This is a genomic window from Bacillus sp. PAMC28748, from assembly GCF_014250415.1.
In the GTDB taxonomy this organism is placed as follows: domain Bacteria; phylum Bacillota; class Bacilli; order Bacillales; family Bacillaceae; genus Bacillus; species Bacillus licheniformis.
This window is the reverse complement of the sequence record NZ_CP060192.1, coordinates 41,095-67,852: the sequence shown is the minus strand read 5'-3', so window position 1 is coordinate 67,852 and position 26,758 is coordinate 41,095. Positions and strand designations below refer to the sequence as shown.

Genomic DNA, 26,758 nt, shown 5'->3' with positions numbered 1-26,758 from the left:
GAATGACATGAATCAATCTCTCATCACAAAATCGCCTCTTTACATTGCTGAAGAAGCGGCCAATACAATAATGAAAGCGTATACACCGAAAGAGCTGCCACCGGCCGGGCGCTGGCACTACCATCAGGGCGTATTTCTGTGCGGCCTGATTCGCCTTTGGGAAGAAACGGGGAAAGAAGCATACTTCAAATATGTAAAAGAATATGCCGATGATCTCATCGATGACTGCGGCAATTTTTATTTCAGGAGGGATGAGCTGGACGCTATACAAGCCGGACTTCTCCTTTATCCTTTGTACGAGGAGACGGGCGATGAACGCTACCGCAAAGCTGCAAAAAAGCTGAGGGGCCTTTTTGAAACGCTGAATCAAACAGAAGAAGGCGGTTTTTGGCATAAAGATAAATACCCTTACCAAATGTGGCTTGACGGGTTGTACATGGGAGGGCCTTTCGCACTCAAGTATGCAAGGGCGTTCAATGAGCCTGAACTTTACGATAAGGTCATCCTCGAGGAAAAACTAATGAGAAAGCATACGAAAGACTGCAGGACGGGATTATATTATCACGCGTGGGATGAAAAGAGGCAGATGCCTTGGGCCGACCCCGTCTCAGGCTGTTCTCCAGAATTTTGGGGAAGGTCAATCGGCTGGTACGCGCTTGCACTGAGCGACATGATCGAACTGCTCCCGCAGGGGCATAGCACAAGACAGGAGTGGACCCGGACGCTTCAAGAGATGGTCAAAAGCATTGCTGATTTTCAAGATGAAAGCACAGGGCTATGGCACCAGGTTGTCGATAAAGGCGGACTTCCGGACAATTGGCTCGAAAGCTCCTGCTCGTGTTTGTATATGTACGCGATGGCCAAAGGGGCTCGCATGGGCTATATTGATTCATCATATATTGATAGAGCGGCAAAGGCTTTCAAAGGACTCGTCGAAGAAAAAATCGAGATGAGCGCAAAAGAAGGCTTGCTTTTAAAAGATATCTGCGTCGGAACTTCTGCAGGGACATACGATTATTATGTCGGACGGGAAAAAAGCACCAACGATCTTCACGGTGTCGGCGCCTTGGTTATGGCTCTTGTAGAACTTGAAAAGACCGGCCGTTTTTCCTGCGGGGAAGCGAAGTGAAAAACTTCGCTTTCTCCGTCCTTCTAATAGCAGCAGTGCTTCTTCTTACCTCATGCGGAAAGGATGGTAGCCGGGGAACAGACGTATTGATTTTTTCGGATGCACCGGCTGAAGTAAAGGAAAACGTGCAGCGCGCTGTCGGGAAAGAACAGCTCAACATCACCGTTTTCCCGGCAACCCCGGAAAAACTCCTTGTTGAAATTGCGGCGAAAGAAGGAGATCTGTTTATCGTTCCAGAAGACATGTTTAAACCTTTTTACGATCCTGAAGGACTTCAGCCATTGAATGCTGCTTCGGAAGAAAAAGAGCCGTACAGCGCTCCGGGCAAAAACGGGGAAGTACAGCTGTATGCGGCTGTCATCGAAAAAGGAGAAAAACGTTTGAACGGCTATACGGTTCAGTTGAATACAGATATGGCAGCTTTCATACCGGTTTATGCGAAGAAAACCCCTGAAGCGACGGAACTCATCGAAGCGCTTCAAGCAAAATGAATGAAAGGGGGAGGAGCCGATGAAAAAATATGCGATATGCGGTCTGAGCGGCCGCGCTTTTAACATGTTTATCGAGCCTCTGGTGGGAAAATACGGGAAAGAAAACCGCATCGCTGCGCTCTTGGACATCGATCCGCTGAGGGAGGAAGTCTGCAAAGAAAGGTTTCCGGCGCTTCGCCCCGTCCCGTTTTTCGAAGAGAAAGCGTTTACCGAAATGCTTGACAAAATCAAGCCGGACGCCATTATTGTAGCAGGCCGTGATGATACGCATGTCCGCTATATATTGGGCGCTTTACGGGCAGATATTGATGTGATCACTGAAAAGCCGATGGTGACAACGGCACGGGATGCGGCAGCCGTGTTAAAAGCCGAAGCCGAGAGCAAAGGAAAAGTGACCGTTACGTTTAACTATCGCTACAATCCGTACCACCGCAAGATCAAAGAGCTGATACTTGACGGAAAGCTTGGCACGATTACGTCGGTTGATTTGAACTGGTACATCGATACGTATCACGGCGCAAGCTATTTTAAACGCTGGAACAGGATGAGAGCATTCTCAGGCGGTCTTTCCGTCCATAAGTCAACCCATCATTTCGATCTTGTCAATTGGTGGCTTGATCAAACGCCCAGCGAGGTTTTTGCCTACGGCGGTCTGTACTACTACGGACCCCGCGGCGAAATGAATCCTGAAAAAGGGGAAAACCGCTATTGCGGAACATGCCATGTCAAGAAGAAATGCCGCTATTATATGAGGTGGCAGGCAGGCGACCCGCAGGACGACCATGTCAAGACCAATGAAAGCCAGCATCTGCTCTATACCGATTACAGGCCTGACGCGTGTATTTTCGATGAAGAAATCGACATCGAGGATACGTATGCAGCCGTTTTGAAATACGGCAAAGGGGCGCTGCTGAATTACTCCGTTCATTTTTCAGCCCCGTATGAAGGCTACCGGCTTGCAATCAACGGGACAAAGGGAAGGCTTGAAACACAGGAATATCATGCTCCGGCAAGAGTCCCATTTGAAGTTCCCGAACAGACCATCGATTATTATCCGCTGTTTGAATCGAAAGAAACGATTCGCGTCGTCAGGCAGCCCGGCGGGCATGGCGGAGGAGACCCGCTGCTTTTGGAGGAGCTGTTTGGCGGAGGAGACCCTTTGAGGAATTATGACATTCTGGCCGGTGCCGAAGCAGGCGCCTATTCAATTGCAGCCGGCGAGGCATTGTGGCGCTCCATCAAAGAAAAAAAGCCGATAGGAATCAGTGAACTTCTGCATACCCGGCAATATACATAAAGGGGGAGAGAAATTCATGGAACAAAACGTCTCCATGGGAAGGGTGCTGAGCTTTTGTGAATGGGTGCTGAAGTTTTTTTACGCCAATCTGCTGTGGTTTGTTTTTACTATGCTCGGCCTTGGCGTCTTCGGGTTTATGCCGGCGACGACTGCATTGTTTTCAGTGACGAGAAAATGGATCATGGGCAAAACCGATATTCCGATATTCAAAACGTTCTGGCAGGCGTACCGCGGCGAGTTTTTTCGTTCCAACGCCATCGGTCTCATTCTGGCGGCGGCCGGCATCATCATTTATGTAGATCTTGCTTTTATTTATCCGGATCATCTCCTATTGCACGTTCTCCGGTTCGTCATTATGGTTTTTGGATTTTTGTTTTTGATCATGCTGTTTTATATGTTCCCGCTGCTCGCCCATTTCGATTGGAAGAAGCGAATGTATTTCAAGTTTTCGCTGATTCTGGGCATATCGTATTTGCAGTATACATTAACGATGATGGCGGTCACTGCAATGCTTTATATCGCTTTTGCGTTTCTGCCCGGGATCGTTCCTTTTTTCAGTGTCAGTCTGCTTAGTTATGCGGTTATGTGGCTGGCATATCAAGTGTTGAAAAAAGCGGAAGCCGCAGAACAGAAGGAAACCGTCATAACGACAAGACACACTTAATCCTTTGTTTTAGGTGTGTGAAAGGAGCTGGCCCATATGGGTGAAGAATTTGAAAAACGATATCTTCACTGGATTGATGAAGCCGTGAAGGAGAGCGAAAAGAAAGACGATTTCAAGTCCCTCCCCGGTTATGGAAAACCGCTCAGCAAAGAGATGCTCGAGGGGGATGCGCTTTCGTCAACCCTTAAAAACGCCCGATATCTGCCGGAATGGCTGAAGCTGCAAAAGGAAATTAAACAAGAGATTGAAAAAGCGATCAAATCGAATCAGCGCGAAACGCTGATTGATGCCATCAACCAAAAAATTAAAAAATACAACCTCACCTGTCCGAACCAATTCCAAAAAGGCCTTGTTTCAGCCAAAAACCTCGAAAGTCAGCTCAAATATTGGAGCTGATGCCATTCCCTGCACTTATTCATAAAAATAATTGCCAATAACAATCATATTATGTAAAATAAAGGTAATATTTATGCTTTTAAAAAGGAGAAAGGATGAATGAAGAAGTGGAAGCGAAAGCGGCATACGAAAAAGCGGCCGGGCTCCTGAATCAGTGGTACACCATGATCAAGCGCCATGAAGCGCTCCAGGCTGTATCTTTGAGGTACGAGATCCAAAACCTGCTTTCTAAAATGGAGAAAAGCGGAGATCTGGAGCTTTATTTTCAGCTGTTGGACTATCGCTGCAAATTGATGATGGAGCAGTTTGCAGAATCAGCCGAGCTTTTCCGGAAAATTAAAAGGCAGAAGGAAACGGTTAAGAGCGCGGATGACATCATTCAGTACTATTTTTTCTTTTTTTCAGGCATGTATGAGTTTTATGAGAAAAACTATTTTGAGGCGATCAGCTGTTACAAGAAAGCGGAAGCGAAGCTGCATAAACTGACCGATGAAATTGAAAAAGCGGAATTTTATTATAAAATCGCGACCGCCTACTACCAAATAGACGATCATTTCAGATTGTTGAACTACTCCGAAAAAGCGCTCTCACTTTTCAGCAAGCATAAAGAATACATAGACAAAACGATCGGATGCGAAATGATACTCGGATCGGTGCAGTTTGAATTGTTCCGCATCAAACAAGCTGAGGAGCACTACGGGCGGGCGCTTGATCAGGCCGTTGCCCTTCAAAACCGGCGAATCATCGGGCTGATCTATCATAATATGGGACTGAACTATGCCAAATGCGGCATGCCGCTTTTGGCGGAGGAGCACTTTAGAAAAGCCCTTTCAATCGGTGTCCATGAGCAATCGGTTTTTGGCATTAACACCCTTTTCGAGCTGTCTCACCTCATGTACAAAAACGGTTCTCCCGAAGAAGCGAGACGTCTCTGCAAAGAGGGATTTACCAGATCGGCCGAATTAGGAGAGGATGAATACGCAGCGAAGTTCAGGCTGATTTTCGCCCTGTATGACGCTGGCCATCCGCTCGATATTGAATTTTCGCTTGAATATATGAGTGATAAACGGCTATGGCCGCATGTTGCTGAACTGACAAAAGATATTGCCGACTATTACATGAAGTCAGGCGACCATGAAAAAAGCGCGCTTTACCTGGAAAAATCGCAGCATGCGAAAAATCAAATATATAAAATGAAGGAGGGGATTATATGAAAAAAAACATTTGTTTTTTCGCCGTCATGCTTGTTTGCCTGATGGGGGGAAGCTTCACAGCTGATTCTGCAGCACAGGACGGATCGTTTCAGCCATTGGGAAAGTCGGTGTTTCCTGACAGCGGACGATAGAGAAAACATGCCGAAATAGAAATGGCCTCCCGACTTTTGCTATAATAGTCTCACCTAAAGGCAATTGAAGGGAGCAGTAATGATGACGATAAAAGAGATTTCGACTGATGAACTGAAAGACAGGCTTGCAAAAGGAGAAACGCTGAACATTATCGACGTCAGAGAAGATGAAGAGGTGGCTGAAGGAATGATCCCTGAAGCCGTCCACATTAAAATGGGGGATATCCCTGAAAAACTCGACGTCTTTCAAAAGGATCAGCCTTATATTTTTGTGTGCCGATCAGGCAAACGAAGCGAAAATGTCTGCCTCTATTTGCAGGATAAAGGCTTTGATGTCACCAACATGGTCGGCGGCATGCTCGAATGGACCGGAAACACGAAGCCGAAAACAAAATAAGCGGATTTGACTTCTTATCTGTACAGGTAAGAAGTTTTTTTATTTAAAATGGAGCACCAAATGCCAGGTAACGTTCGGAGCGTCTGCTGCCAATGTTGAAGGCTCTTTTGCTAAGGATTTTAAGCATAACTTCGGCTGTGTGCGAATACATTTCATTATAGAAAGGAGAGAGCGTATGCTGAAGGTGGCCGTATTTGATGAAGAACACGAAAAAGATTTGCAGCATGAAATCAATGAATTCTTAAAAAAGCTGTCGGAAGACCAGCTGGTCGATATAAAATATGACGTATCAGCCGCATGCGATCCTCAAGGCGAACAGCTTTACTGTTTTTCAGCGTTAATCTTATACAGGACATAAAAAAACAGCTCTTCAGAGAGAAGAGCTGTTTTCATTTATGCTTTTTTCACCCTCGGGCTTCTTGGCTTCTGGAATTTCTCGGCTTGTTTAATCTCTTTTCGTTCTTGTGACAGAGATTTATATAACGATACAATCATGAGAATCACGACGACTGAGAACGGCAGTGCGGCCAGGATGGCGGTGTTTTGCAGCGCCGATAGTCCGCCTGAATACAGGAGCGCCCCAGCCATTGCTGACTGGATGATGCCCCATGATATCTTGACCGAATTCTCAGGATTCAGTGAACCGTAAGTCGTTTGCATTCCGAGAACAAATGTTGCCGAGTCTGCAGAAGTGATAAAGAATACGGCAATGAGCAACAAGGCAACGATAGATGTAATCATAGCCAGCGGGTAGTGGTCAAACATTCCAAACAGCATCGTGTCTGTAGACAGTTTTGCAACGTTGAAAATCCCTTTTTGCTGAAGATCCATCGCTGAAACCCCGAAAATTGAAAACCATAGAAACGCCAGCACAGTAGGCGCAAACAAGACGGCAATCAAAAATTCCCTGATTGTGCGCCCCCTTGATACGCGGGCGATGAAAATACCGACAAACGGCGACCAGGAGATCCACCAAGCCCAGTAGAAAATCGTCCATGAATTGATCCATTCACGGCTGTCCGGATCATTAGGCGCAAGGCGGAAGCTCATTTGCACCACATTGGAGATATACGTTCCGATCGTGTCCGTAAACGAGTTCATAATTAACACCGTCGGTCCGACAAACAGCATAAAGATCATCAGGACGCCGGCCAGCACCATGTTCGTATTGCTCAAATACTTGATGCCTTTTCCGATTCCGCTCCAAGCGGAAATTAAAAACAGAACGGTGATGACTGCAATGATCGCCAGCTGCACCTGGAAGCTGTTCGGCACTCCGAATAGATAATGGAGTCCGCCGTTGATCTGCGTGGCGCCGATTCCGAGACTAGTCGCTACACCGACGACGGTTGCAAATACAGCGATGCAGTCAATCCCTTTTCCAAGCGGTCCGTTGACTCTGTCGCCGAAGACCGGAAACAGCGTCGCGCTGATCAAGCCAGGCGCGTCTTTTCTGAATTGAAAGTATGCGATGCAAAGGGCAACGATCGCATAGATCGCCCAAGCATGCAATCCCCAGTGGAAAAATGTATACCTCAGAGAATCTCTGAAGGCCTGGGCTGTTTCTGTTTCACCTGATGGAGAGCTAATGGCATAATGGCTGATCGGTTCAGCCGCGCCATAAAATACGAGACCAATGCCCATACCTGCGCTAAAAAGCATGGCAAACCAAGATAATCGAGAGAATTCAGGTTTTTCTTCAGGTTTCCCTAATCTGATCTTTCCAATCGGACTGAAGATCAAAAAGATGCTGAATGCGACAAACAGAGAAACCACCAATAAGTAATACCATCCGAGTGTGTTTGTAACATAACCTTGAATCGAAGTCGTTAACGCCTGAAGGTTATCCGGAGCAACGATTCCCCATAATACAGCTGCTGCTGTGATAACAATCACAATCCAAAAAACGCTTGAAATATTTTTCAAAATCATCCTCACCCTCTAATCATTTTTCGTCCTTACTCCCATCATTATGTTTAGTATGAGTTGCACATATAAAAATCATTCTCTCTCAGGAAGTTTGACCTAGCTTCCCCTATTACCCCACAATCAGGTGAAACAAAACTCTTTAACCGTAACATACTTTTCAAAAAAGGCACAAGTCTCAGCACTGGGCTGAAACTCTGCCATTCCACATTTGTCAAGGGTTTGGAGCAATTTTATTTTTTTCTCCGGCAAAGCGAAAATTCGCCTGCATTCAAGCCTGCAAGTCTGCCTGTGACAAGCGCGGATGTGATATTATACCCACCCGTATAGCCGTGAATATCGAGGATTTCCCCGCAGAAATAAAGCCCTTCCTTTTTTTTGGACGCCATTTTTTTAGGATCGATTTCTTTTACGGAAACCCCTCCGCCGGTCACAAAGGCTTTGTCAAGCGAAAGGGTGCCGTTCACGTTGACAGTAAACTCTTTACAGTCTTTGACGAAAGCTCTGAAACGGTCTTTGGAAAGGGAAGAGAAGGTTTCAGAAGGATCAATCTTGTTGCGCTCGAAAAGAAACAGCAGATACCTTTCCTGCATCCAAGGCTTCAGCACGTTTTTGAGTGATTTCTTCGGAGCGTCCTTCAATTCTTTATGCATGCGTTGAAAAAGCTGTTCCTCATGAATATCAGGGAACAAGTCGATTTTCAGCCTGAGTTTTTCCTGCTTTTTCAACTCTTTGACGACAAATTGGCTGCATCTGAGGACTGCGGGTCCGGACAGTCCAAAATGGGTAAAAATCATATCCATTTGGTGGGTGATGACCGGCTTTCCTTTTTTGTTCAATACGCTGAGGGCGACGTTTCTCAGTGATAGGCCCTGCAATGTTTTCTGCTTGATAAATGGCTCGTCAGACGTAACCGGAACCTCTGTAGGAAACAGTTCCGTAATCGTATGGCCGGCTTTTTCCGCCCATTCATAGCCGTCTCCGGTCGATCCCGTATGGGGGACGCTTTTCCCGCCGACAGCAATAACGACAGATCCCGCTGCAATTTCTTCACCGCTGCCCGTCACGATCCCGCACGCTTTTTCTTCATTGTATAGGACAGTTTTCACTTTTTCGTTTGTACGTACGCTTACATGAAGCTGTTCGAGCCTTGTTAAAAGTGCATCCACTACGCTTTGCGCCTTGTCGGAGACAGGAAACATTCTTCCGTGATCTTCCTCTTTCAGCTTGACGCCCAGACGCTCAAAAAACTTGATGATGTCCTCATTGTTAAATTCAGAAAAAGCGCTGTACAAAAAGCGTCCGTTTCCGGGAATATGCCGGATGATCTCATCAACCGGCAAGCGGTTCGTCACATTGCACCGTCCGCCTCCAGAAATGGCCAGCTTGCGTCCGAGTTTGTTTCCTTTGTCGATTAAGAGAACGTCCGCCCCCTGTTCACCGGCCGCGATTGCGGCCATCAATCCTGAGGGGCCTCCGCCGATGACGATGACATCAAAATACTTCATACCAATATCCTCAACTTTCCTGTCTTGTAAAGCCTGCATTCTGTGCAGGCGGGGCAGATTGCATCAGACAACAACCGCGCTCCATCTTCTTATTATAACGAAAGAACGGCATGATGAAAAAACGATAAAACAAAGCCATGTTAAAATTTAGCCATGTTATTATTACCTGAGTGGAGCGCCTGTATGTTAAAATAGAAAAGTTGAATCTATTGAAGAAAAATGGTGATTGGGAACATGTCAAGCAAACTGTTAAGAGGCACATTTGTATTAACGCTTGGTACCTATATTTCAAGGATCCTCGGAATGATTTATTTGATTCCGTTCGGAGCCATGGTCGGTGCCACCGGCGGTGCCCTGTTCCAGTACGGTTATAATCAATATACGATTTTTTTAAGCATTGCGACCATGGGGTTTCCGGCGGCCGTGTCCAAGTTTGTTTCGAAATATAACTCGATGGGTGATTATGAAACAACGAGAAGGATGCTGCGCGCCGGAATGTCGATGATGCTCGTCACAGGCATCATTGCTTTCTCCATTCTATATTTGTCCGCCCCGTTTTTTGCAGAGATGGCCCTTGGCGGAACAGAAAACAACGGGCTGACGCTTGAACATGTCGTGTATGTCATTCGCATGGTCAGTCTCGCGCTACTGGTTGTGCCGATCTTGGCGCTGATCAGAGGCTTTTTCCAAGGTCACCAGATGATGGGGCCGACAGCCGTTTCACAGGTAGTTGAACAAATTGCCAGAATCGTCTTTCTATTAACGGCCACTTACTTGGTGATCAAAGTATTAAACGGCGGGCTTGTCGTCGCTGTCGGCTATGCGACTTTTGCGGCTTTGATCGGAGCGTTCGCCGGACTGTTCACTCTTTACTTTTCCTGGCAGAAAAGAAAAGGGGCGCTCCTGGCGCTGAAGCCGAACCTTGTTCCTTCAGCCGATATTACGTACCGGCAAATGTTTAAAGAGCTGTTCAGCTATGCCGCCCCTTATGTCTTTGTCGGGCTGGCGATACCGCTTTACCAGTACATTGATACGAATACGTTTAATAAAGCGATGATTGCAGCCGGCTATCAAAACATCAGCCAGGATTTGATGGCGATCGTGACGCTGTACGTGCCAAAGCTTGTGATGATTCCGGTATCTCTCGCGACGGCATTCGGGCTGACATTGATTCCGGCGGTGACTGAAAACTTTACCAACAAAGATTTCCCTGCTTTAAACAAACAGATTGATCAGGCGATGCAGATCATTCTCTTCATCGTTCTTCCGGCATCAGTCGGTATGGCTCTTTTGTCGGGGCCGGTTTACACGTTCTTTTACGGCTCGGAAAGCCTGCTCCCTGAAATGGGACGAGATATTTTGTTCTGGTACGCGCCTGTGGCGCTGTTATTCTCGCTCTTCACCGTCAACGCTGCAATTTTGCAGGGGGTGAACAAGCAGAAATTTGCGGTTGTCAGCTTGATGATCGGGATTGTGATCAAAATCGCGCTTAACGTTCCGCTCATCAAGCTGCTTCAAGGCAGCGGGTCGATTTTGGCAACGGCGCTCGGCTATTCAGCTTCACTCCTATACGGATTTATCATGATTAAACGCCATGCCGGCTATTCGTATCGCAAACTGTTTAAACGGTTTTTGCTGATGCTGATCCTGACGGCGGTCATGGGCATCATTTTGCTGCTTGTCCAGGCGCTTCTAAGTATTTTTATTTCATACGAAGGCGGGCAGATCAGGTCTGCTGTCGTCATTTTCATCACAACCGCAGTGGGCGGGTCAGTTTATCTGTACTTGGCTTACCGTGTGAAACTGCTCGAAAAAATCTTCGGTCAGCGATTGAATCGCTTTTTCAAAAGAAAGGCCTCCTAAAAAGGGCTTTTCTTTTTATGTAAAAAAAGGGGTGTCTTCATGAGATTGGATAAACTGTTGTCAAACAGCGGCTATGGTTCGAGAAAAGAAGTCAAAAAAATGCTGAAAAACGGCGCGGTGCGCGTCAATGATCAATTAGTCAAAGACGCCAAAAAGCACGTTGACCCGGAATCAGACGACATCACGGTATACGGGGCACCCGTCATGTACCGGGAATTTATTTACTTAATGATGAACAAGCCGCAAGGAGTGCTGTCAGCAACAGAAGACAGCCGGCAGGAAACGGTTGTCGATTTGCTCGACCCGGAGCTGCTGAGGTTTGAGCCGTTTCCTGTCGGAAGGCTTGACAAGGATACTGAGGGACTGCTGCTTCTGACGAATGACGGACAGTTGGCACACCAGCTTTTATCTCCGAAAAAACACGTACCTAAAACGTATGAAGTCCATGTCAATAAGCCGATTGATCAAGCGGCACTTGATCAGCTTGAAAAAGGGGTCGATATCGGTGAAGGATATGTCACGAAACCTGCTGAAGCATCGCTTCTGGCAAGCGAAAACGGCGTAGAACGCCTGCTTTTGACAATAACGGAAGGAAAATTTCATCAGGTGAAAAGAATGCTGAAGGCGGTCGGCCATGACGTCATCTATTTAAAGCGGCTGAAAATGGGGGATGTCGATCTCGATGAAGAGCTATTGCCAGGGGAATACAGGGAGCTCTCTGAACACGAGCTTGCCGCATTGCAAAACAAAAAGACACTCTGATTCATCGAGTGCCTGAAATGGGTTTGTGGAGCATCGAACTTAACCAAGTTTGATGCTTTTTATGTTTGATGGCTTTCTTATATGATATTCAGCGCTAAAGTTCAATTTTTCAGAATATTGCTATGAGGAGATTTTCACTTTTTTTCTTGTAGTCTCCCATTTGCCTCTGCTGGGGCTGTGTACTAGATCGTTGTATGCCAACACATTCAGATCACGCTGGATTGTTCTCGGTGTAGTGCCAAATTCATCAACCAGTTCCTGGGTTGTAACGAGTCCCTTTTCTTGAATGAACATGTAGACTGATTTGATCCTGGTTAGCATTCGGTTTGTTGAAGGTTTCAAACAACCACTCCCTATCGTATGATCGAATGGACTTGACTACCACAACTTACGACTCCAAAATGCAGCATGGACGGTTAGCGACCATTTCTTGAAAATGATCAATAAATATTATACACGATCCCTTTGCCAAATATCCAGAAAAAAGGCGGAGCCAAATTATTGAAAAAACGAAAATCGCGAGCAGAACATGCAGTGCGAACACGTTTTTTTGATGAAAAAATTTAAACTTTTTCTTTCTTCATACGTAATAAAAGAAAGGTGGTGAAGATGATGAAGTTAAAAGTACATATTGAAAAAACCCCGTCTTTTTAAATAAGACGGGGTTCAGTTGATTAATGCCCTTCCAAAAAGAAAAGGTGTATGAAAAAGAGAACAGCAAACACGAAGACAAGCGGATGAATCTCGCGCCATTTGCCTTTCGCGGCTTTCACAATCGGATAAGCGATAAACCCGAGGGAAATGCCTGTCGCAATAGATGATGTCAGCGGCATTGTCAAGATGACGAGAAAGGCCGGAAATGCTTCGTCAAGTTCTTTCCAGCGGATGTTCGTCACGGCGCCGATCATCATGCTTCCTACAATGATCAATGCCGGCGACGTAATCGCTGCGATTCCGGAGACCGCACTGACAAGCGGGCTGAAAAACAGGGCCGCGCCGAAAAGCACAGCGACTGTTAAAGACGTAAGCCCCGTTCTTCCGCCTGCGGCCACCCCGGCGGATGATTCGATATAGGCGGTCGTCGGACTTGTCCCGAACATTGCACCGACTGTCGTCGCTGTAGAATCGGCAAGGAGGGCTTTTCTTGCATTCGGCAGTTTGTTGTTTTTCATGAGTCCGGCTTGCTCAGCGACACCGATCATCGTTCCTGTCGTATCAAAAATCGTCACGAGCAGAAACGAAAAGACAACCGAATAAAGGCCGTAGTGGATGACATCGCCAAAAGCGGCGAAAGGGTTTGTGACGATCAGTTTTTCCGGCAGATGAGGCATCGACATAATCCCTTTGGTAAACTCAAGCTGGCCGGTAAAAAAGGCGATCAGCCCGGTTAAGATCATACCGAAAAATAGAGCGCCGCTCACATTCATCACCATCAAAACGACAGAGAAAGCCAAGCCGATTAATGCCAGTATCACTCCGGGCGAGTGCAGATTGCCGAGTCCGACCAAATTGGCTTCGTTCGCGGTAATGATGCCGGCTCCTCTCAGACCGACAAAAGCGATAAACAATCCGATTCCGGCGGTAATTCCGTATTTTAAATTAGCCGGAATCGCTTCGATCAGTTGTTTTCTAAGAGGTGTTAGCGATAAGATAATAAAGAGAATGCCGGCCGCGAAGACTGTGCTGAACGCCGTCTGATAAGAAATTTCGCCGTTGGATGAGCCGACGACTGACACTGCAAAATACACGTTCAGTCCCATCCCGGGTGCAATCGCGATCGGAAAGTTGGCGGCAAGCGCCATCCAAAGCGTTCCGACGACTGCAGCGATGATTGTGGCAGTGAACACTTGATCAAACGGGACGCCTGTGCCGGAAAGGATACTCGGGTTGACCACGACGATATAAACCATTGTAAAGAAGGTTGTAATACCGGCGAGGATTTCTTTTTTGACTGTGGTTTGGTTTTCTTTTATGTTAAACATCATTTCCTCCAATAACGAACATTATAGCAAAACAATATCTATATTATTCGTTATCGGGTGTTTTTGCAAGGGTTTTTGGCTAAACTGAAAAAAGAAGGGGCGAAATTATGAACTGGGAACAGGAAGTTTTAAAAAGACGGAATGAGATCGTTGAGGATATTCAAGGTTTTTTAAAAATCAACAGCGTCCTTGACGAAGAGACGGCGGGTCCGGGACGGCCGTTTGGAAAAGGGATTCAAGAATGCCTGACAGCGCTTCTGAATAAAGGGGAGGAAAGCGGGTTTACGGTAAAAAACCTTGACGGTTATGCAGGCCATATCGAATGGGGGAAAGGCGAGGAGATTATCGGCGTGCTTTGCCACATTGATGTCGTTCCTCCCGGCGATGGATGGACGAGCGACCCGTTTGCAGCTGAAATAAGGGGCGGCCGAATCTATGCAAGAGGAGCGCTTGATGATAAAGGGCCGACAATGGCCGCGTTTCATGCATTAAAAATTGTCAAAGACTCGGGCCTCCCTTTATCAAAACGGATCAGAATGATTATTGGAACCGATGAAGAAAGCGACTGGCGCTGTGTGGAGCATTACTTTAAACACGAAGAAATGCCTTCGGCCGGTTTTGCGCCTGATGCTGATTTTCCGATTATCTATGCAGAAAAAGGCCTGATTGACGCAGCTTTAAAAATTGAAACTGATCAGGCGGAAACAGGTGCGGACTTAGTATTGGAGGCATTCCGGTCCGGCCGGCGCCTGAACATGGTGCCTGATGATGCGGAAGCCGTCCTGGCAGGGGCCGTCCCGTCAGAATTTGAAGAGTCATTTGCCCGGTTTGTAAAAGAAAAACGCGCAGAAGGGCGTATTCTTCAAGAAGGCGGCAGACTGACATTAACCGTGCACGGCAAATCGGCTCATGCCATGGAACCTAATAACGGAGTCAATGCCGGTCTCATTTTGGCCGAGTTTTTACATACACAATCCCTTGACAGAGCCGGGCTCCATTTTGTTCAAACGGTTAGCGGGGCTTTTGCCGGAGATACGAGAGGGAAAAAGATCGGCATCGGCTGCCGCGATGACATCAGCGGAGAGCTGACGCTGAATGTCGGCCGGCTGCAGTATGAACAAGGAAAAGGCGGGGAGGCCCATATTAACATCCGCTATCCTGTTACTGAAGAGAGCGGCCGGGTGAAATCCGGGCTTTCACAAATAAAGGGCGCCCGGCTCATCAGCTTTAAAGACAGCAAGCCACATCATGTAGCAAAAGACCATGAACTGATCAAAACGCTGCAGCGGGTCTATGAAGAGCAGACAGGGGAAACGGCACAATTAATTTCCATCGGCGGGGCGACATATGCACGATCACTGAAAGCCGGCGTGGCATTCGGCCCGCTGTTTCCAGGCCGTCCTGACGTTGCCCATCAGAAAGACGAGTATATGGAAATCGACGATTTGCTGAAGGCTGTATCGATTTATGCACAGGCCATTTATGAATTGGCGAAGTAGCAAAGAGAGTGATGGCATGAGTCATAAGCGAGGCGTTTTATTTGAAATCCCGAACGGGTACGGGCGCTTTCTTCTCGATATACTGAAGCCGGTTGAACCGGCCGATTTCAATTGGCTGCTTGCCGATGGCGAATGCTATCTCGTGGAAAACGGTGAATTGTCAGATGAAAATCTTTTTCCTCAAGATCCGCAGGTGATGACAGGAGAAGCATTTAAAAAAAGGCTGGAAGACGCAAGGTACTATCTCATCTTCGCCGATCTGAAGGCTTTTCCGAAGGATGGCCATCCCGAAGATGTCAGCACAAATGAATCATATATGAAAAGCAGCTGCGAGCTGATTGTGCTTACAGCCGATTCGAGTTTTGTCACGATATACTGCAAAGATCAAAAAAACCTGGAGCTTCTATATCAAAATGCAAAGGACTGCGGTTTCAAGCGGATTGAATATATAACGGATCACAACGATGCCAGAACAGGAATGCATGTGTAGCACAACATAGACGGCCGCTCTAGAGAGCGGCTTTTTTGCTGTTAAACATTGCTGTTTTCAGGGATAACGAATATAGTGAAGGTGCGTACAGGCGTCCGGGAGGAGAGGGGCTTTTTGAAGCAGGAAAAGGAATTGAAACGGTTTTATTCATTTTATTTTTGTTCTTTTTCGGTTGCGGGGCGTTTTATCCGCTTCTTTCCGTGTCGGCAAACCATCGCATTCGTTGCCAGGCCTGCTAAGTCGATGCTCACGAACAAAAGAGAAACGGCGGCTAACGGAGCGGGCGTCGTCCTGCCTGAACACTGCCGTCATCACATCCTGTGAAAACCAGCTCCAATGCTCGGCCTTCCTAGACTGCAAGGGTTGCGTTCACGCTGAAAGGATGAAAAAATCCCAAAACGTCTCTTAGCTTTGGGATTTTTTCAACAATCTGAGCCTGATTTCAAAACAGAAATCCAGGCTTTTCTCTCTTAATCAAATTGAAATAAATCGCTTGATAAATAGCGTTCCCCTGTATCGGCCGTCATGCAGACGACCACTTTGTCGGAAGGGAGCTTCTTGGCCGTTTCAACAGCAGCGAAGCAAGCGGCTCCTGAAGAAGGGCCGACAAGGATTCCTTCTTCCCGCGCCAATCTGCGCGTCATCTCATAGGCCTCTTCATCCTTGATCTTTAAGATTTCGTCATAGACGTTTTCGTTTAAAATGTTTGGGATAAATCCAGGGCTTGTCCCGACAAGCTTGTGTTTTCCGGGTTTGCCGCCGGATAAAACAGGCGACCCTGCAGGTTCTGCCACGTGAACGGTTATTCCCGGAAATAAAGCTTTCAGCTTTTCGCCTGTTCCGGTAATCGTTCCCCCTGTCCCTGCTGTTGCAACAAATGCAGCGAGCGGTTTGCCGATTTCTTCTATTGCCCGGGCAATTTCCAGAGCGGTTGATCTCCGGTGAGCCTCCGGATTGGCTTCATTATCAAACTGCATCGGAATAAAGCTGCCTGGTATTTGCCGAGCGAGCTCCTGCGCTTTTTTGATGCTGCCCGGCATTCTTTCATCCCCCGGCGTCAGGACGACTTCAGCTCCGTACGCTTTCAGAAGATTGATCCGCTCCTTCGTCATCGTATCAGGCATGACAAGAATGGCTTTGTAGCCTCTTGCCGCCGCGTTCATCGCAAGGCCGATGCCGGTGTTCCCGCTCGTCGGTTCGATGATGGTTGAACCCGGTTTCAGCAGGCCTTTTTCTTCGGCATCCAGGATCATTTGGTAGGCCGCGCGGTCTTTTACGCTTCCGCTCGGATTAAAAGATTCAAGCTTGATATAAACTTGGGCCGCGTTTTCGGGCTGAACGCGGTTCAACTTGACAAGGGGCGTTTCCCCGATTAATTCTGCAATATTTTGAACGGCTCTCACAACTGTGCACCCTTTCTGAAAAACATGATTCTGTCAATATCCTATCATAAGCCCTTGGAAAGTGGAAAATAGAGAGGTTATAAGTCCATATTTTTTGTTAAAATATAGAGAAGACGAATGAGGAGGAAGCCATACATATGTCAGTCAAACCGCATTACTTTATTGGAATTCCAATTCCGGCGGAGCTTAGTGAGCCGCTTTATCAAACGGTCAGCAGCCGTCCGGAATTTTCTTTTCATAGATGGGTGCATCCTTTGGACTACCACATCACCCTCGTGTTCCTCGGCTCTGCTGAAAAGGAGCAGCTGGCGATGCTTGCTGGCAGCCTCAAGCTGATCTCTGATGAGACGGCTCCGTTTCAGCTTGCGATAAAACGTTTCGGAACCTTCGGAAAGCCGTCGGAGCCGAGAATTCTTCATGTGGAACCGGAATACTCAGCCGCTCTCTTCCATGTGAGGGAACAGGTGAAGCATGCAGCGGATGAGGCGGGCTTTGAAATTGAAAAACGGCCTTTTCATCCACATGTGACGGTCGCCAGAAAGTGGAATGGATCGGCCTCTTTTAACGGACGCCTGGAGCCGCTTGAAGACGCGGTGTCTTTTACGGCCCTGCATTTCACCATCTTTCAAACCCATTTAGACGGGCTTCCCAAATATGAGCATCAAGCCGTTTTCCATTTCGGCGAACGGCCGGCTGCAGAAAAGCAAGATTCGGAGATGAACGCAGATGGCACAGATTATTAAAATACAGGACTGTATTTCAAGGTATGAACAGGATCCTTATCATTATATCAACCAGTTTATCCGCTTGAAAAAGCAGCGCTGGCAGTCAATTAAAGAGATGTCTGAAAAAAAGAAAGAAAGCTTTCATCACGATAAAGGAGCCGCCGGTGATGAAACGTTCGGAAAAAGAAAGAATACATTTACATTAAAGAGAAAAAAAGAAGCATCCGATATTAATAAAGGAAAAGAAGCCGATGAATGGTTTAACGGACTGGACGGAGAAACGGATGAAAGCTTGATCGCAAGAATTCCTGCGGCAGGGGAAGAACTCATATCGTTTTTTAAGGAATACGTGTACGAGTTTCAGCTGAAATGGGCAAGCTCGACAATCTCTGACATATCCAGGCTTTCCCGGGAAATAAAAAGCGATAAAATCCTGCACATTTTGGCACAGCAGCTCCCGGATTCATATTTCATCATGTATCGGCCGGTGCTGCAGGTGAATCAGGCTGCGGTAGAGCTCAGCGTCTTGATTCTCACTCCCCTTGAAATCTACTGTATGTCATTTCTTGAAGGTGAGAGGGACAGCGCATTTATCGGTTCCAAAGATCGTTTTTGGAAAGAAAAAACGGTAAGGGGCAAGGAACGGTCATTGTTAAATCCGGCTGTCGAGCTCCTCAGGACAGGCAAGGTTCTTTCCGGTTTGTTAAAGGGATCGGGGATTGAACTGCCTGTGCGCAAAGTCATCGTCAGCCGTACATCGTACATCGATTATCCGGAACCTCCCTACGGAATCGGCATTTGCGACAAGAGACACTGGAAAAAGTGGCTGGAGAAACAGCAAAAAAACTTCGCCCCGATTAAAAGCCAGCAGCTGAAAACGGCGAAAATTCTTTTGTCGCACGGCGTCTCCGACTCGGTGCGGAGGCAGGAATGGCTGAGCTGACCGACAGAACGTTATCCCGGCTTTTTCATACTATAAAATGGAGAATGGAATCATGAGCGATTGGTATATCATCATAAATCCAAAGGCGGGAAACTCGATGGCCTTCAGAGTATGGAAATCATTGCAGAAAGACCTCCAAAAGGCAAATATATCGTACCGCTCGTTTATGACTCAGCATCCCGGGCATGCTGAGGTGTTGGCAAGGCAAATATCAACGATGCAGGATGACAGGCTGAAGCGTCTTCTGGTGATCGGCGGGGATGGAACCGTCCATGAAGTGCTCAATGGTTTAGTCAGCTTGCGGGACATTCAGCTGAGCGTCATCCCGTCAGGCATAAGCAATGATTTTAAACGCGGCTTTGGCGTGAAAAAATCGAATGTCATCAAAGAAATGAAGCGAAAAGGCCAATCGCTGACCCGGACCTATGCCCTCGGAAGCTTTCATACGAAAGACAGTGAAAACGAACTTTATTTTGCGAATCATCTCAGCCTCGGATTTGATGCATGCACCGCCAAAAAGATGTCAGCTTTGCCGAAATGGACGGCTGCTCTCAGGCTGAATCATTTGATTCATCCGCTGATTTTCTTTGTCACGGCGTTTACGTTTAAACCGTTTGTTCTTTCGTATGAAAACGGGGATGACAAGCGTACGTTTAAAAAAATCTGGTTTGCGTCGGTTTCAAATCATCCTTACTATGGCGGAGGAATGAAGATTGCACCGAATGCGAATCCGCGGGATGAGCTTTTAGACGTGATCATTATTGAAGACCTGCCCGTCTTGAAAAAAGCCGGCCTCTTGTTTGCGATGATATTCGGCAAACACGTCGGCAAAAACGGTGTTACGGCATTTAAGACGAAAGACATCTATTTTCATACGAATGAGCGGGTGCTCTTTCAAGCGGATGGAGAGGTGATCGGCTGGGCGCCCGTTTTCATTAAAACAGGGACTGAATCCCTTCGATTAAGAGCATAAATCTTTCGAATGAAGGAGAGACTGAAATGCCGGGTATCAGCCGCCCTTTTGAAGCTTATCTCGATGAAATGAGAACGATCACTGTTTTAGTTCCGAAGAGCCGTGCGTCAAGCTGCAGTCCTCCTTTTCTGCTTGAAGATGATCAAGGAGAGAGGATAGAGCTTTCGGTAAAAGCGCAGGTGGAGCTTGAGGAACAATTCAAGTATGTTCTTGAAAGCAGCTGCACCGTTCCATTCGGAAGAGTTCACAAAGTATGCTGTGAAGAAAGCGTCTGGACAGACCTGCAAATCGGCTCTGTTACGAGAAGCGCGGCGTTTGACAAGGCTTTTTTTTATGACGGCCGCCTCGGCGCTTTTTATTCAAAAGGAAGTACTTTATTTAAGGTATGGGCGCCGACCGCGAGTGCGGCAGCGATCAAGCTGGAGGACCCTGATTCGCTTCAAACAAATACTTTTCAAATGATGCGCAGAAAAAAGGGCGTTTTTGAGGTAACGGTCGAAGGCGATCTAAACGGCTGGTCCTATTTATATGAGCTTTATGTAAATGGGAAGCCGTTATTGACAGTCGATCCTTATGCAAAAGCCGTTACGGCAAACGGTGAAAAAGGCGTTGTATTAGATCCAGAGGAAGTCAAGGTGGAAAAACACCGCGCTCCAAGACTTCACAGTCCGTGCGATGCGGTTATATATGAGGTTCACATCCGCGATTTCTCGATTCATGAAGACAGCGGTATGCGCCATAAAGGCAAATATGTTGCTTTTACTGAGGACGGAACTGAAACATCCGGCGGCTTCTCAACGGGAATCGCCTATTTGAAAGAGCTCGGCGTCACCCACATCGAGGTTCTGCCCTTTCACGATTTTGCCGGAGTGGATGAGCTGTCTCCTGATCAATCTTATAATTGGGGCTATAACCCCCTCCATTTTAATGCCCCGGAAGGAAGTTATTCGCTCGATCCACAGAACCCCAAATGCAGAATCACCGAGCTGAAAACAATGATTCAGTCGCTGCACAAACACGGCTTCTCCGTGATTATGGATGCCGTATATAATCATGTGTACAAGAGGGAAACGTCCCCTTTTGAAAAAACGGTTCCCGGGTATTTTTTCAGACATAATGAATACGGTTTTCCATCCGACGGAACAGGCGTCGGAAATGATATTGCTTCTGAGCGGCTGATGGTGCGAAAATATATTCTCGATTCTGTCCGCTATTGGCTGGAAGAATATGATGTCGACGGCATCCGTTTTGATTTAATGGGCATTCTTGATATTGAAACCGTCCGCCAAATCAGTACGCTTGCCGAGAATGTAAAGCCGGGCGTGCTTCTGTTCGGAGAGGGCTGGGATTTAAATACCCCGCTTGACAGCGGGCAAAAAGCAACATTGCAAAATGCCGGAAAAGTTCCGGCGGTCGGCTTTTTTAATGATCGGTTCAGGAACGCAGTCAAAGGGAGTACATTCGAGCTTAGCGACCGCGGATATGCTTTAGGGGACACCGGAAAAAAAGCGGCGCTTCAGCACGGTATTGCCGGTTCACCCGGATTCTTGCAGCCGGCACAGTCAATCAATTATGTGGAATGCCATGACAATCATACATTTTGGGATAAAATGGCCTTATGTTTTGAAGAAGATGCGGACACTAAACGGCTTAGGCAAAGGCTCGCGGTGTCGATCGTCCTGCTTTCGCAAGGCGTTCCATTTCTTCACGCCGGGCAGGAATTTTGCCGAACAAAGAATGGGGACAGCAACAGCTACAGGTCCGGAGATGACATCAATAAGCTTGATTGGGAAAAGCGTGCGGAGCTTTGCGAGGATGTCGAATATGTGCGCCAGCTGATCCGGCTGCGAAGAAGCCATCCCGCTTTTCGTCTGCAAAAAGAGGAAGAAGTCAAGGAGCATCTTTCTTTTATGGACGGTACAGGAGAGGTAACGGCCTACAAGCTGAAGAACATTGCAGCAATTGATCCCTGGAACGAAATCATAGTGGTGCATTGTCCGTTTGCAAAAAAGGAGACGCTTAAGCTGCCCGATCAGAAACAGTACTTGCTGCACTGCGATCCTTTTACGTTCTTCAATGGGAAGGTTCAAGCGGAAAAAAGGCTTCGGCTGAACGGCATCGGGACCTATGTTTTATACGAACCAAAAGGGATTTTTTAGTTTTGCTTGACGAAGTTTGGCGTCTAGCGCTAAAATTTAAAAGACGGCTATTGTTTAGCACAAATGACTCTCAATAGCCGTCTTTTTATTTGAATATAAAGAGACGACAATACAAGCAGTTTGCTGCCCGCTCTAGGGGGCAGATGCTTTTTAAAATCTTTTAATGAAATGATGGGTTGAAAATCGATATGAACTGGTTGGGACAATTACTAGGTAGCGAATGGGAGATTTCCCCCGCAGGAGGAGCTACAGGAGACGCATATTATGCAGAACATAATGGACAGCAGCTTTTTTTAAAGCGCAACAGCTCTCCTTTTTTGGCTGTCCTGTCCGCGGAAGGAATTGTTCCTAAGCTCGTTTGGACAAAACGAATGGAAAACGGGGATGTGATTACGGCACAGCACTGGCTCAAGGGAAGAGAGCTGAAGCCGAAGGATATGAACAGCCAGGCGGTGGCTGAGATGCTTCGGAAAATTCACAGCTCCAAAGAGCTTTTGGATATGCTGAAGAGACTCGGCAAACAGCCTTTTCAGCCAAGCTCTGTAATCACTCAATTGAAGCAGTTTATCCAGGCCCGGCAATATCCGATACCGCAGCTGGACCAGGCCCTTTTGTATCTGGAGCACCACCTTGAAGATGTACAGTCCGGAGAAAAGGTCGTCTGTCACTGCGATGTCAATCATAATAATTGGCTTCTTACAGATCAGAACCAGCTTTATTTAATCGATTGGGATGGAGCGATGATTGCAGACCCCGCGATCGATCTGGGGCCGCTTCTTTATCATTACGTTGAAGAGCGGGAATGGGGAAGCTGGCTCGAACGCTACGGCTCTTCTCTTACAGACAATCTCAGGCTGAGAATGGCCTGGTACGTATTGGCGGAAAAAGCAATGACGACACTCTGGCAAAAAGCGAAAGGCAATCAGGAAGGCTTTCACCAGGGGCTGGAACAGCTGCATGAATTAATGGAGCGTCTCGCCAGGTCCTCATGAAAATGAGTCGATATCTTCCACCCATTGCGTGAGATAATCCTGGTGCTCCTGAATGTGGTTGTTGATCGAAGCGGAAGATCTTCCCTTCTGGCTGTACAAATAAATGTCTTCCAAAACGCCTTTCAAGCCGGCGTCAAGATTCGTGTTTGCCATTAAAGACTTGATAATCCGCTCCATCTGTTCGCATTCAGCGACGGTTCCGGTGCAGTCTGCTTGATGGTCTGAGAGAATGTCTTTTAATAGATGAATCTGATTTTGCTGATTTAAGCCCATAATATTGGCACTTCCCTTCATTCTCGGAGTATATGGATTAAAATGTTCAGAAAGCTGTAATTTATACGCGAAAGACCCGGAGGCCGATCTTCGGTCTTTTTTGCTTTGGAAGAGGCCTTGCGGGATTCCTGCGTTTCATGGTATGTTGTAAGACGATATAACAGATAGAGGTGTAAGTACATGCGAATGCGTCACAAGCCATGGGCGGATGACTACCTGGCTGAAAACTCTCATATTGTGATCAGCGAGCCGTCTCAATACAAAGGGAAATGGCATTCCGTTTTTGGAAATGACAACCCGATCCACATCGAAGTAGGAACCGGAAAAGGGCAATTTATTTCAGGAATGGCCCTGCAAAACCCGGATGTAAACTATATCGGAATCGAACTATTTAAAAGCGTCATCGTAACCGCTGTTGATAAAGTAAAGCAGACAGAGGCGCCGAATGTAAAGCTCTTGAACATCAATGCCAATATGCTTTCAGACGTTTTTGCAGACGGGGAAGTCGACCGGGTCTATTTGAATTTTTCCGACCCGTGGCCGAAAAAGCGCCACGAAAAGCGCCGTCTGACCAATCATGCGTTCTTGAAAAAGTATGAGCAGGTGCTCGGAGGCAAGGGAGCGATTCATTTTAAAACCGATAACCGCGGGTTGTTTGAGTACTCCCTCACCAGTTTTTCCGAATACGGACTCGTTTTGACATTCGTCAGCCTTGACCTGCATCAAAGCGATTTTGAAGGAAATGTGATGACCGAATACGAAGAAAAGTTCGCCGCTAAAGGCCAGCCGATCTACAGAGTCGAAGCTGAATGGCGAACATAAAAAAACAGACTGCTTCCTGCAGTCTGTTTTTTTGCTTTCAAATGAAGCTGATTCAGGTTGCATTTTTTGCTACGATAGGAGAAGGAGGGATGATCATGGAAACTTTAACAATCGGACGAATCAAGCTGACATGGCTGAACGGAGGCGTCACGCACATGGACGGAGGCGCCATGTTCGGCGTTGTTCCCAAGCCGCTTTGGTCAAAAAAGTATTACGCCAATGAGAAAAATCAAATCGAACTTAGAACAGATCCTATACTAGTTCAGAAAGACGGCACGAACCTGCTGATCGATTCCGGTATCGGGCTCGGCAAACTGACGGATAAGCAAAAACGAAATTACGGAGTCACCGAAGAATCGTCAATTGATGACTCGTTAAAAGCACTCGGGCTCTCAACGGAAGATATCAAAGCCGTTTTGATGACTCATCTCCATTTTGACCATGCATGCGGATTGACGCGCTATGAGGGAGAAAGCCTTGTTTCCGTGTTTCCAAATGCGGCGATTTACACGTCTGCAATCGAATGGGAAGAGATGAGAAACCCGAATATCCGCTCCAAAAATACATATTGGAAAGAGAACTGGGAAGCGGTTCAGCATCAAGTGAGAACCTTCGACGAGAAGCTTGAAGTTTTGCCCGGAATCACGATGCATCATACAGGCGGCCACAGCGACGGCCATTCCGTGATCGTTCTCGAAGATGCCGGTGAAACGGCCCTTCATATGGCTGACATTATGCCGACGCACGCCCATCAAAATCCTCTCTGGGTGCTGGCGTACGACGATTATCCGATGACATCGATTGCCGCGAAGCAAGCATGGCAGGCGAAGGCCGCCGAGAAAAACGCCTGGTACATTTTTTACCACGATGCCCTTTACAGAGCATTAAAATGGGATGAAAACGGCGATATTGCAGAGTCAGTAAAAAGAGAAAGCCGCTAGCTATTTTGGTGAATGGTTTGCTTTGTTGTTATCCATTCTAAGGGTAACTAACTTTTGAAAGGAAGACGACGGGTGAGCCACAATAAATTAAATGAACAAGTGATCGAGACGCGGTTAAGAGGATTTGAAGTCCTTGCGACTCCCCTGTTGAACAAAGGGGTTGCCTTCCCTCCGGAGGAAAGGGATGCTCTCGGCTTGACAGGATTGCTTCCTCCCAAGGTGCTGACGCTTGAAGAACAGGCAAAACGGGCGTATAAACAGTTCCAATCACAGCCTGATGATTTGAGCAAAAACGTCTATTTAACGGCGCTTCATGATCGAAATGAAGTGCTGTTCTACAGGCTTCTGAACGACCATATGACAGAAATGCTGCCGATTGTCTATACCCCGACTGTCGGAACGGCAATACAGCAATACAGCCATGAATACAGAAAGCCGCGGGGGCTGTTTTTGTCGGTTAATGACCCTGAAGGCATGAAAACGGCATTTGAAAATCTGGCCGCTAAAAGAAGCCGGATCGATTTGATCGTGGCCACTGATGCTGAAGGAATTCTCGGAATCGGGGATTGGGGAGTCGGCGGCATCGCCATTTCGATCGGAAAGCTTGCTGTTTATACTGCAGCTGCGGGCATCGATCCTAACAGGGTCCTGCCAGTAGTCATTGATGCGGGGACGAACCAGGAAAGGCTTCTGAACGATCCGCTTTATGTCGGGAATCAGCATTCGAGGATCAGGGGCGAGCGTTATGAATCGTTTATTGATCAATACGTTCAAATCGCAACCGAGACGTTTCCGGGCGTTTTGCTGCACTGGGAAGATTTCGGAACGCAGAACGCGCGTCAGATTTTGAAAAAATACAAAGACAAAATTTGCACCTTTAATGATGACATTCAAGGCACAGGAGCTGTTACCCTCGCAGCGGTGCTTGCGGCCGTTAAAATATCAAAAATGCCGCTGAAGGATCATAAAGTGGTCATATTTGGAGCGGGGACGGCCGGAATCGGCAATGCTGAGCAAATTCGCGCCGCACTCGTTCAAGAGGGAGTGTCGGAAGAGGAATCATACCGCCGTTTTTGGTGTGTTGATCGGAACGGTTTGCTGACAGATGATATGAACGACTTGCAGGACATTCAACAACCGTATGCAAGGCCTGCTGACGAGGTAAAAGACTTCAGCCGGAACGGCCCGGGGGATGCAATTGATCTGCTCGAGGTGGTTAAAAGAGTGCAGCCTACCATTTTGATTGGAACCTCGACGGTATCGGGCGCATTTACAGAGGAAATTGTAAAAGAAATGGCAAAGCATGTGAAACGGCCGGCTATATTCCCGATGTCCAATCCGACGCCGTTATCTGAAGCAAGGCCTGAAGATTTGATCAATTGGACGGAAGGGCGGGCGCTCGTCGCCACAGGAAGCCCGTTTGCGCCTGTGGAATACAGCGGCACCCGTTATGCGATCGGCCAGGCGAATAATGCCTTTGTATTCCCCGGCCTTGGGCTCGGAACGCTCGTATCAAAAGCAAGACTGATTACGGACAACATGTTTTACGCCAGCGCGGCTGCGATCGCGGGTATGGTTGATACGGGCCGGCCCGGCGCCGCGCTTCTTCCGGAAGTTGAGGATTTGCGCACGGTTTCCGCAACCGTGGCAACGGCTGTCATCAAAGCAGCCATAGAAGACGGAGTTGCAGAAAACGAGCCGGACGATGTGATTCAGGCGGTGCAGGATGCGATGTGGCATCCGGTCTACCGGCCGATTCGCGCCATATAAAAAGATGC

The 26,758-nt window shown here is 47.3% G+C and carries 28 protein-coding genes; 22 read left to right on the top strand and 6 right to left on the bottom strand.

Annotated features, from left to right (window positions below):
• Window positions 1-7 precede the first annotated feature (7 nt).
• The 9 genes from H7F26_RS00345 (at window position 8) to H7F26_RS00310 (ending at window position 6,077) form a co-directional block, all read left to right on the top strand.
• Window positions 8-1,129, top strand: a complete 1,122-nt coding sequence (locus H7F26_RS00345; RefSeq protein ID WP_009329407.1) for a glycoside hydrolase family 88/105 protein — start codon at window positions 8-10, stop codon at window positions 1,127-1,129.
• On the top strand, window positions 1,126-1,620 hold the full coding sequence (locus H7F26_RS00340) for a hypothetical protein (RefSeq protein ID WP_003184522.1): 495 nt from the start codon (window positions 1,126-1,128) through the stop codon (window positions 1,618-1,620). Before H7F26_RS00345 ends, H7F26_RS00340 begins: the two co-directional genes overlap by 4 nt.
• 19 nt (window positions 1,621-1,639) lie before the next feature.
• Window positions 1,640-2,917, top strand: coding sequence for a Gfo/Idh/MocA family protein (locus tag H7F26_RS00335; RefSeq protein WP_009329405.1), 1,278 nt, complete (start codon window positions 1,640-1,642; stop codon window positions 2,915-2,917).
• A gap of 16 nt (window positions 2,918-2,933) precedes the next feature.
• A complete protein-coding gene (locus H7F26_RS00330; RefSeq protein ID WP_061566009.1) occupies window positions 2,934-3,581 on the top strand; it encodes a YesL family protein in 648 nt (215 codons plus the stop codon).
• Window positions 3,582-3,617: 36 nt separating this feature from the next.
• The gene (locus H7F26_RS00325; protein WP_026699132.1) at window positions 3,618-3,977 is read left to right on the top strand and encodes a DnaJ family domain-containing protein; all 360 of its coding nucleotides are present in this window, start codon (window positions 3,618-3,620) and stop codon (window positions 3,975-3,977) included.
• 95 nt (window positions 3,978-4,072) lie between these two features.
• Window positions 4,073-5,191 (top strand): response regulator aspartate phosphatase, encoded by a 1,119-nt coding sequence (locus H7F26_RS00320; protein WP_161968268.1) that lies wholly within the window; start codon window positions 4,073-4,075, stop codon window positions 5,189-5,191.
• Window positions 5,188-5,322, top strand: a complete 135-nt coding sequence (locus H7F26_RS21795) for a hypothetical protein (RefSeq protein ID WP_016885607.1) — start codon at window positions 5,188-5,190, stop codon at window positions 5,320-5,322. Before H7F26_RS00320 ends, H7F26_RS21795 begins: the two co-directional genes overlap by 4 nt.
• A gap of 82 nt (window positions 5,323-5,404) precedes the next feature.
• Window positions 5,405-5,719 (top strand): rhodanese-like domain-containing protein, encoded by a 315-nt coding sequence (locus H7F26_RS00315; RefSeq protein WP_172619986.1) that lies wholly within the window; start codon window positions 5,405-5,407, stop codon window positions 5,717-5,719.
• Between the two features lie 175 nt (window positions 5,720-5,894).
• Window positions 5,895-6,077, top strand: a complete 183-nt coding sequence (locus H7F26_RS00310) for a sporulation protein Cse60 (RefSeq protein ID WP_003184510.1) — start codon at window positions 5,895-5,897, stop codon at window positions 6,075-6,077.
• Window positions 6,078-6,112: 35 nt separating this feature from the next.
• On the opposite strand, the gene H7F26_RS00305 is transcribed toward H7F26_RS00310, so the two are convergent.
• Both H7F26_RS00305 and H7F26_RS00300 read right to left on the bottom strand, forming a co-directional pair.
• Window positions 6,113-7,648 (bottom strand): glycine betaine transporter OpuD, encoded by a 1,536-nt coding sequence (locus H7F26_RS00305; RefSeq protein WP_025806236.1) that lies wholly within the window; start codon window positions 7,646-7,648, stop codon window positions 6,113-6,115.
• 230 nt (window positions 7,649-7,878) lie between these two features.
• Window positions 7,879-9,153, bottom strand: a complete 1,275-nt coding sequence (locus tag H7F26_RS00300) for a BaiN/RdsA family NAD(P)/FAD-dependent oxidoreductase (protein WP_061566011.1) — start codon at window positions 9,151-9,153, stop codon at window positions 7,879-7,881.
• A 234-nt stretch (window positions 9,154-9,387) separates the two neighbouring features.
• On the opposite strand from H7F26_RS00300, the gene H7F26_RS00295 reads away from it, so the two are divergent.
• Window positions 9,388-11,016 (top strand): putative polysaccharide biosynthesis protein, encoded by a 1,629-nt coding sequence (locus H7F26_RS00295; protein WP_003184504.1) that lies wholly within the window; start codon window positions 9,388-9,390, stop codon window positions 11,014-11,016.
• A 39-nt stretch (window positions 11,017-11,055) separates the two neighbouring features.
• Window positions 11,056-11,778 carry a pseudouridine synthase gene (locus H7F26_RS00290; RefSeq protein WP_003184502.1) on the top strand — a complete coding sequence of 241 codons (723 nt, stop codon included), beginning with the start codon at window positions 11,056-11,058 and terminating at the stop codon, window positions 11,776-11,778.
• A 120-nt stretch (window positions 11,779-11,898) separates the two neighbouring features.
• On the opposite strand, the gene H7F26_RS00285 is transcribed toward H7F26_RS00290, so the two are convergent.
• Both H7F26_RS00285 and H7F26_RS00280 read right to left on the bottom strand, forming a co-directional pair.
• Entirely contained in the window at window positions 11,899-12,120 is a 222-nt protein-coding gene (locus H7F26_RS00285) for a DeoR family transcriptional regulator (protein ID WP_003184500.1), read from the bottom strand.
• A gap of 332 nt (window positions 12,121-12,452) precedes the next feature.
• Complete coding sequence (locus tag H7F26_RS00280) at window positions 12,453-13,760, bottom strand: NCS2 family permease (RefSeq protein WP_003184498.1); 1,308 nt, start codon at window positions 13,758-13,760, stop codon at window positions 12,453-12,455.
• Between the two features lie 107 nt (window positions 13,761-13,867).
• Here H7F26_RS00280 and pepV point away from each other — a divergent pair, with 107 nt between their 5' ends.
• The 3 genes from pepV (at window position 13,868) to H7F26_RS00265 (ending at window position 16,073) form a co-directional block, all read left to right on the top strand.
• Complete coding sequence (pepV, locus tag H7F26_RS00275) at window positions 13,868-15,259, top strand: dipeptidase PepV (protein WP_011198210.1); 1,392 nt, start codon at window positions 13,868-13,870, stop codon at window positions 15,257-15,259.
• Window positions 15,260-15,275: 16 nt separating this feature from the next.
• Window positions 15,276-15,749 carry a DUF2691 family protein gene (locus H7F26_RS00270; protein WP_009329398.1) on the top strand — a complete coding sequence of 158 codons (474 nt, stop codon included), beginning with the start codon at window positions 15,276-15,278 and terminating at the stop codon, window positions 15,747-15,749.
• A gap of 114 nt (window positions 15,750-15,863) precedes the next feature.
• Entirely contained in the window at window positions 15,864-16,073 is a 210-nt protein-coding gene (locus tag H7F26_RS00265; RefSeq protein WP_003184490.1) for a hypothetical protein, read from the top strand.
• A gap of 146 nt (window positions 16,074-16,219) precedes the next feature.
• Here H7F26_RS00265 and cysK read toward each other — a convergent pair whose 3' ends face one another.
• On the bottom strand, window positions 16,220-17,152 hold the full coding sequence (cysK, locus tag H7F26_RS00260; RefSeq protein WP_009329397.1) for a cysteine synthase A: 933 nt from the start codon (window positions 17,150-17,152) through the stop codon (window positions 16,220-16,222).
• A 137-nt stretch (window positions 17,153-17,289) separates the two neighbouring features.
• Between cysK and thpR the strand changes: the two genes are divergently transcribed.
• The 5 genes from thpR to H7F26_RS00235 all read left to right on the top strand — a co-directional run bounded on the left by thpR (window position 17,290) and on the right by H7F26_RS00235 (window position 22,944).
• Window positions 17,290-17,895: an RNA 2',3'-cyclic phosphodiesterase gene (gene thpR, locus H7F26_RS00255; RefSeq protein WP_009329396.1), complete on the top strand. Its 606-nt coding sequence runs from the start codon at window positions 17,290-17,292 to the stop codon at window positions 17,893-17,895.
• A complete protein-coding gene (locus H7F26_RS00250; RefSeq protein ID WP_017474662.1) occupies window positions 17,879-18,820 on the top strand; it encodes a hypothetical protein in 942 nt (313 codons plus the stop codon). The genes thpR and H7F26_RS00250 overlap by 17 nt, the downstream gene beginning before the upstream one ends.
• Window positions 18,821-18,872: 52 nt before the next feature.
• Window positions 18,873-19,793: a YegS/Rv2252/BmrU family lipid kinase gene (locus tag H7F26_RS00245; RefSeq protein ID WP_017474661.1), complete on the top strand. Its 921-nt coding sequence runs from the start codon at window positions 18,873-18,875 to the stop codon at window positions 19,791-19,793.
• A gap of 26 nt (window positions 19,794-19,819) precedes the next feature.
• Window positions 19,820-21,952: a type I pullulanase gene (pulA, locus tag H7F26_RS00240; protein ID WP_016885603.1), complete on the top strand. Its 2,133-nt coding sequence runs from the start codon at window positions 19,820-19,822 to the stop codon at window positions 21,950-21,952.
• A gap of 188 nt (window positions 21,953-22,140) precedes the next feature.
• Entirely contained in the window at window positions 22,141-22,944 is an 804-nt protein-coding gene (locus H7F26_RS00235) for a phosphotransferase family protein (protein WP_009329393.1), read from the top strand.
• Here H7F26_RS00235 and H7F26_RS00230 read toward each other — a convergent pair.
• On the bottom strand, window positions 22,939-23,217 hold the full coding sequence (locus H7F26_RS00230; RefSeq protein WP_003184475.1) for a YtzH-like family protein: 279 nt from the start codon (window positions 23,215-23,217) through the stop codon (window positions 22,939-22,941). The two genes, H7F26_RS00235 and H7F26_RS00230, sit on opposite strands and share 6 nt — an antisense overlap.
• Before the next feature lie 180 nt (window positions 23,218-23,397).
• Between H7F26_RS00230 and trmB the strand changes: the two genes are divergently transcribed.
• From trmB to H7F26_RS00215, 3 genes are all read left to right on the top strand, one after another.
• Window positions 23,398-24,039: a tRNA (guanosine(46)-N7)-methyltransferase TrmB gene (trmB, locus tag H7F26_RS00225; RefSeq protein WP_003184473.1), complete on the top strand. Its 642-nt coding sequence runs from the start codon at window positions 23,398-23,400 to the stop codon at window positions 24,037-24,039.
• Between the two features lie 95 nt (window positions 24,040-24,134).
• Window positions 24,135-24,980: a YtnP family quorum-quenching lactonase gene (locus H7F26_RS00220; RefSeq protein ID WP_003184471.1), complete on the top strand. Its 846-nt coding sequence runs from the start codon at window positions 24,135-24,137 to the stop codon at window positions 24,978-24,980.
• A 72-nt stretch (window positions 24,981-25,052) separates the two neighbouring features.
• Window positions 25,053-26,750, top strand: coding sequence for an NAD-dependent malic enzyme (locus H7F26_RS00215; RefSeq protein ID WP_009329392.1), 1,698 nt, complete (start codon window positions 25,053-25,055; stop codon window positions 26,748-26,750).
• Window positions 26,751-26,758 lie beyond the last annotated feature (8 nt).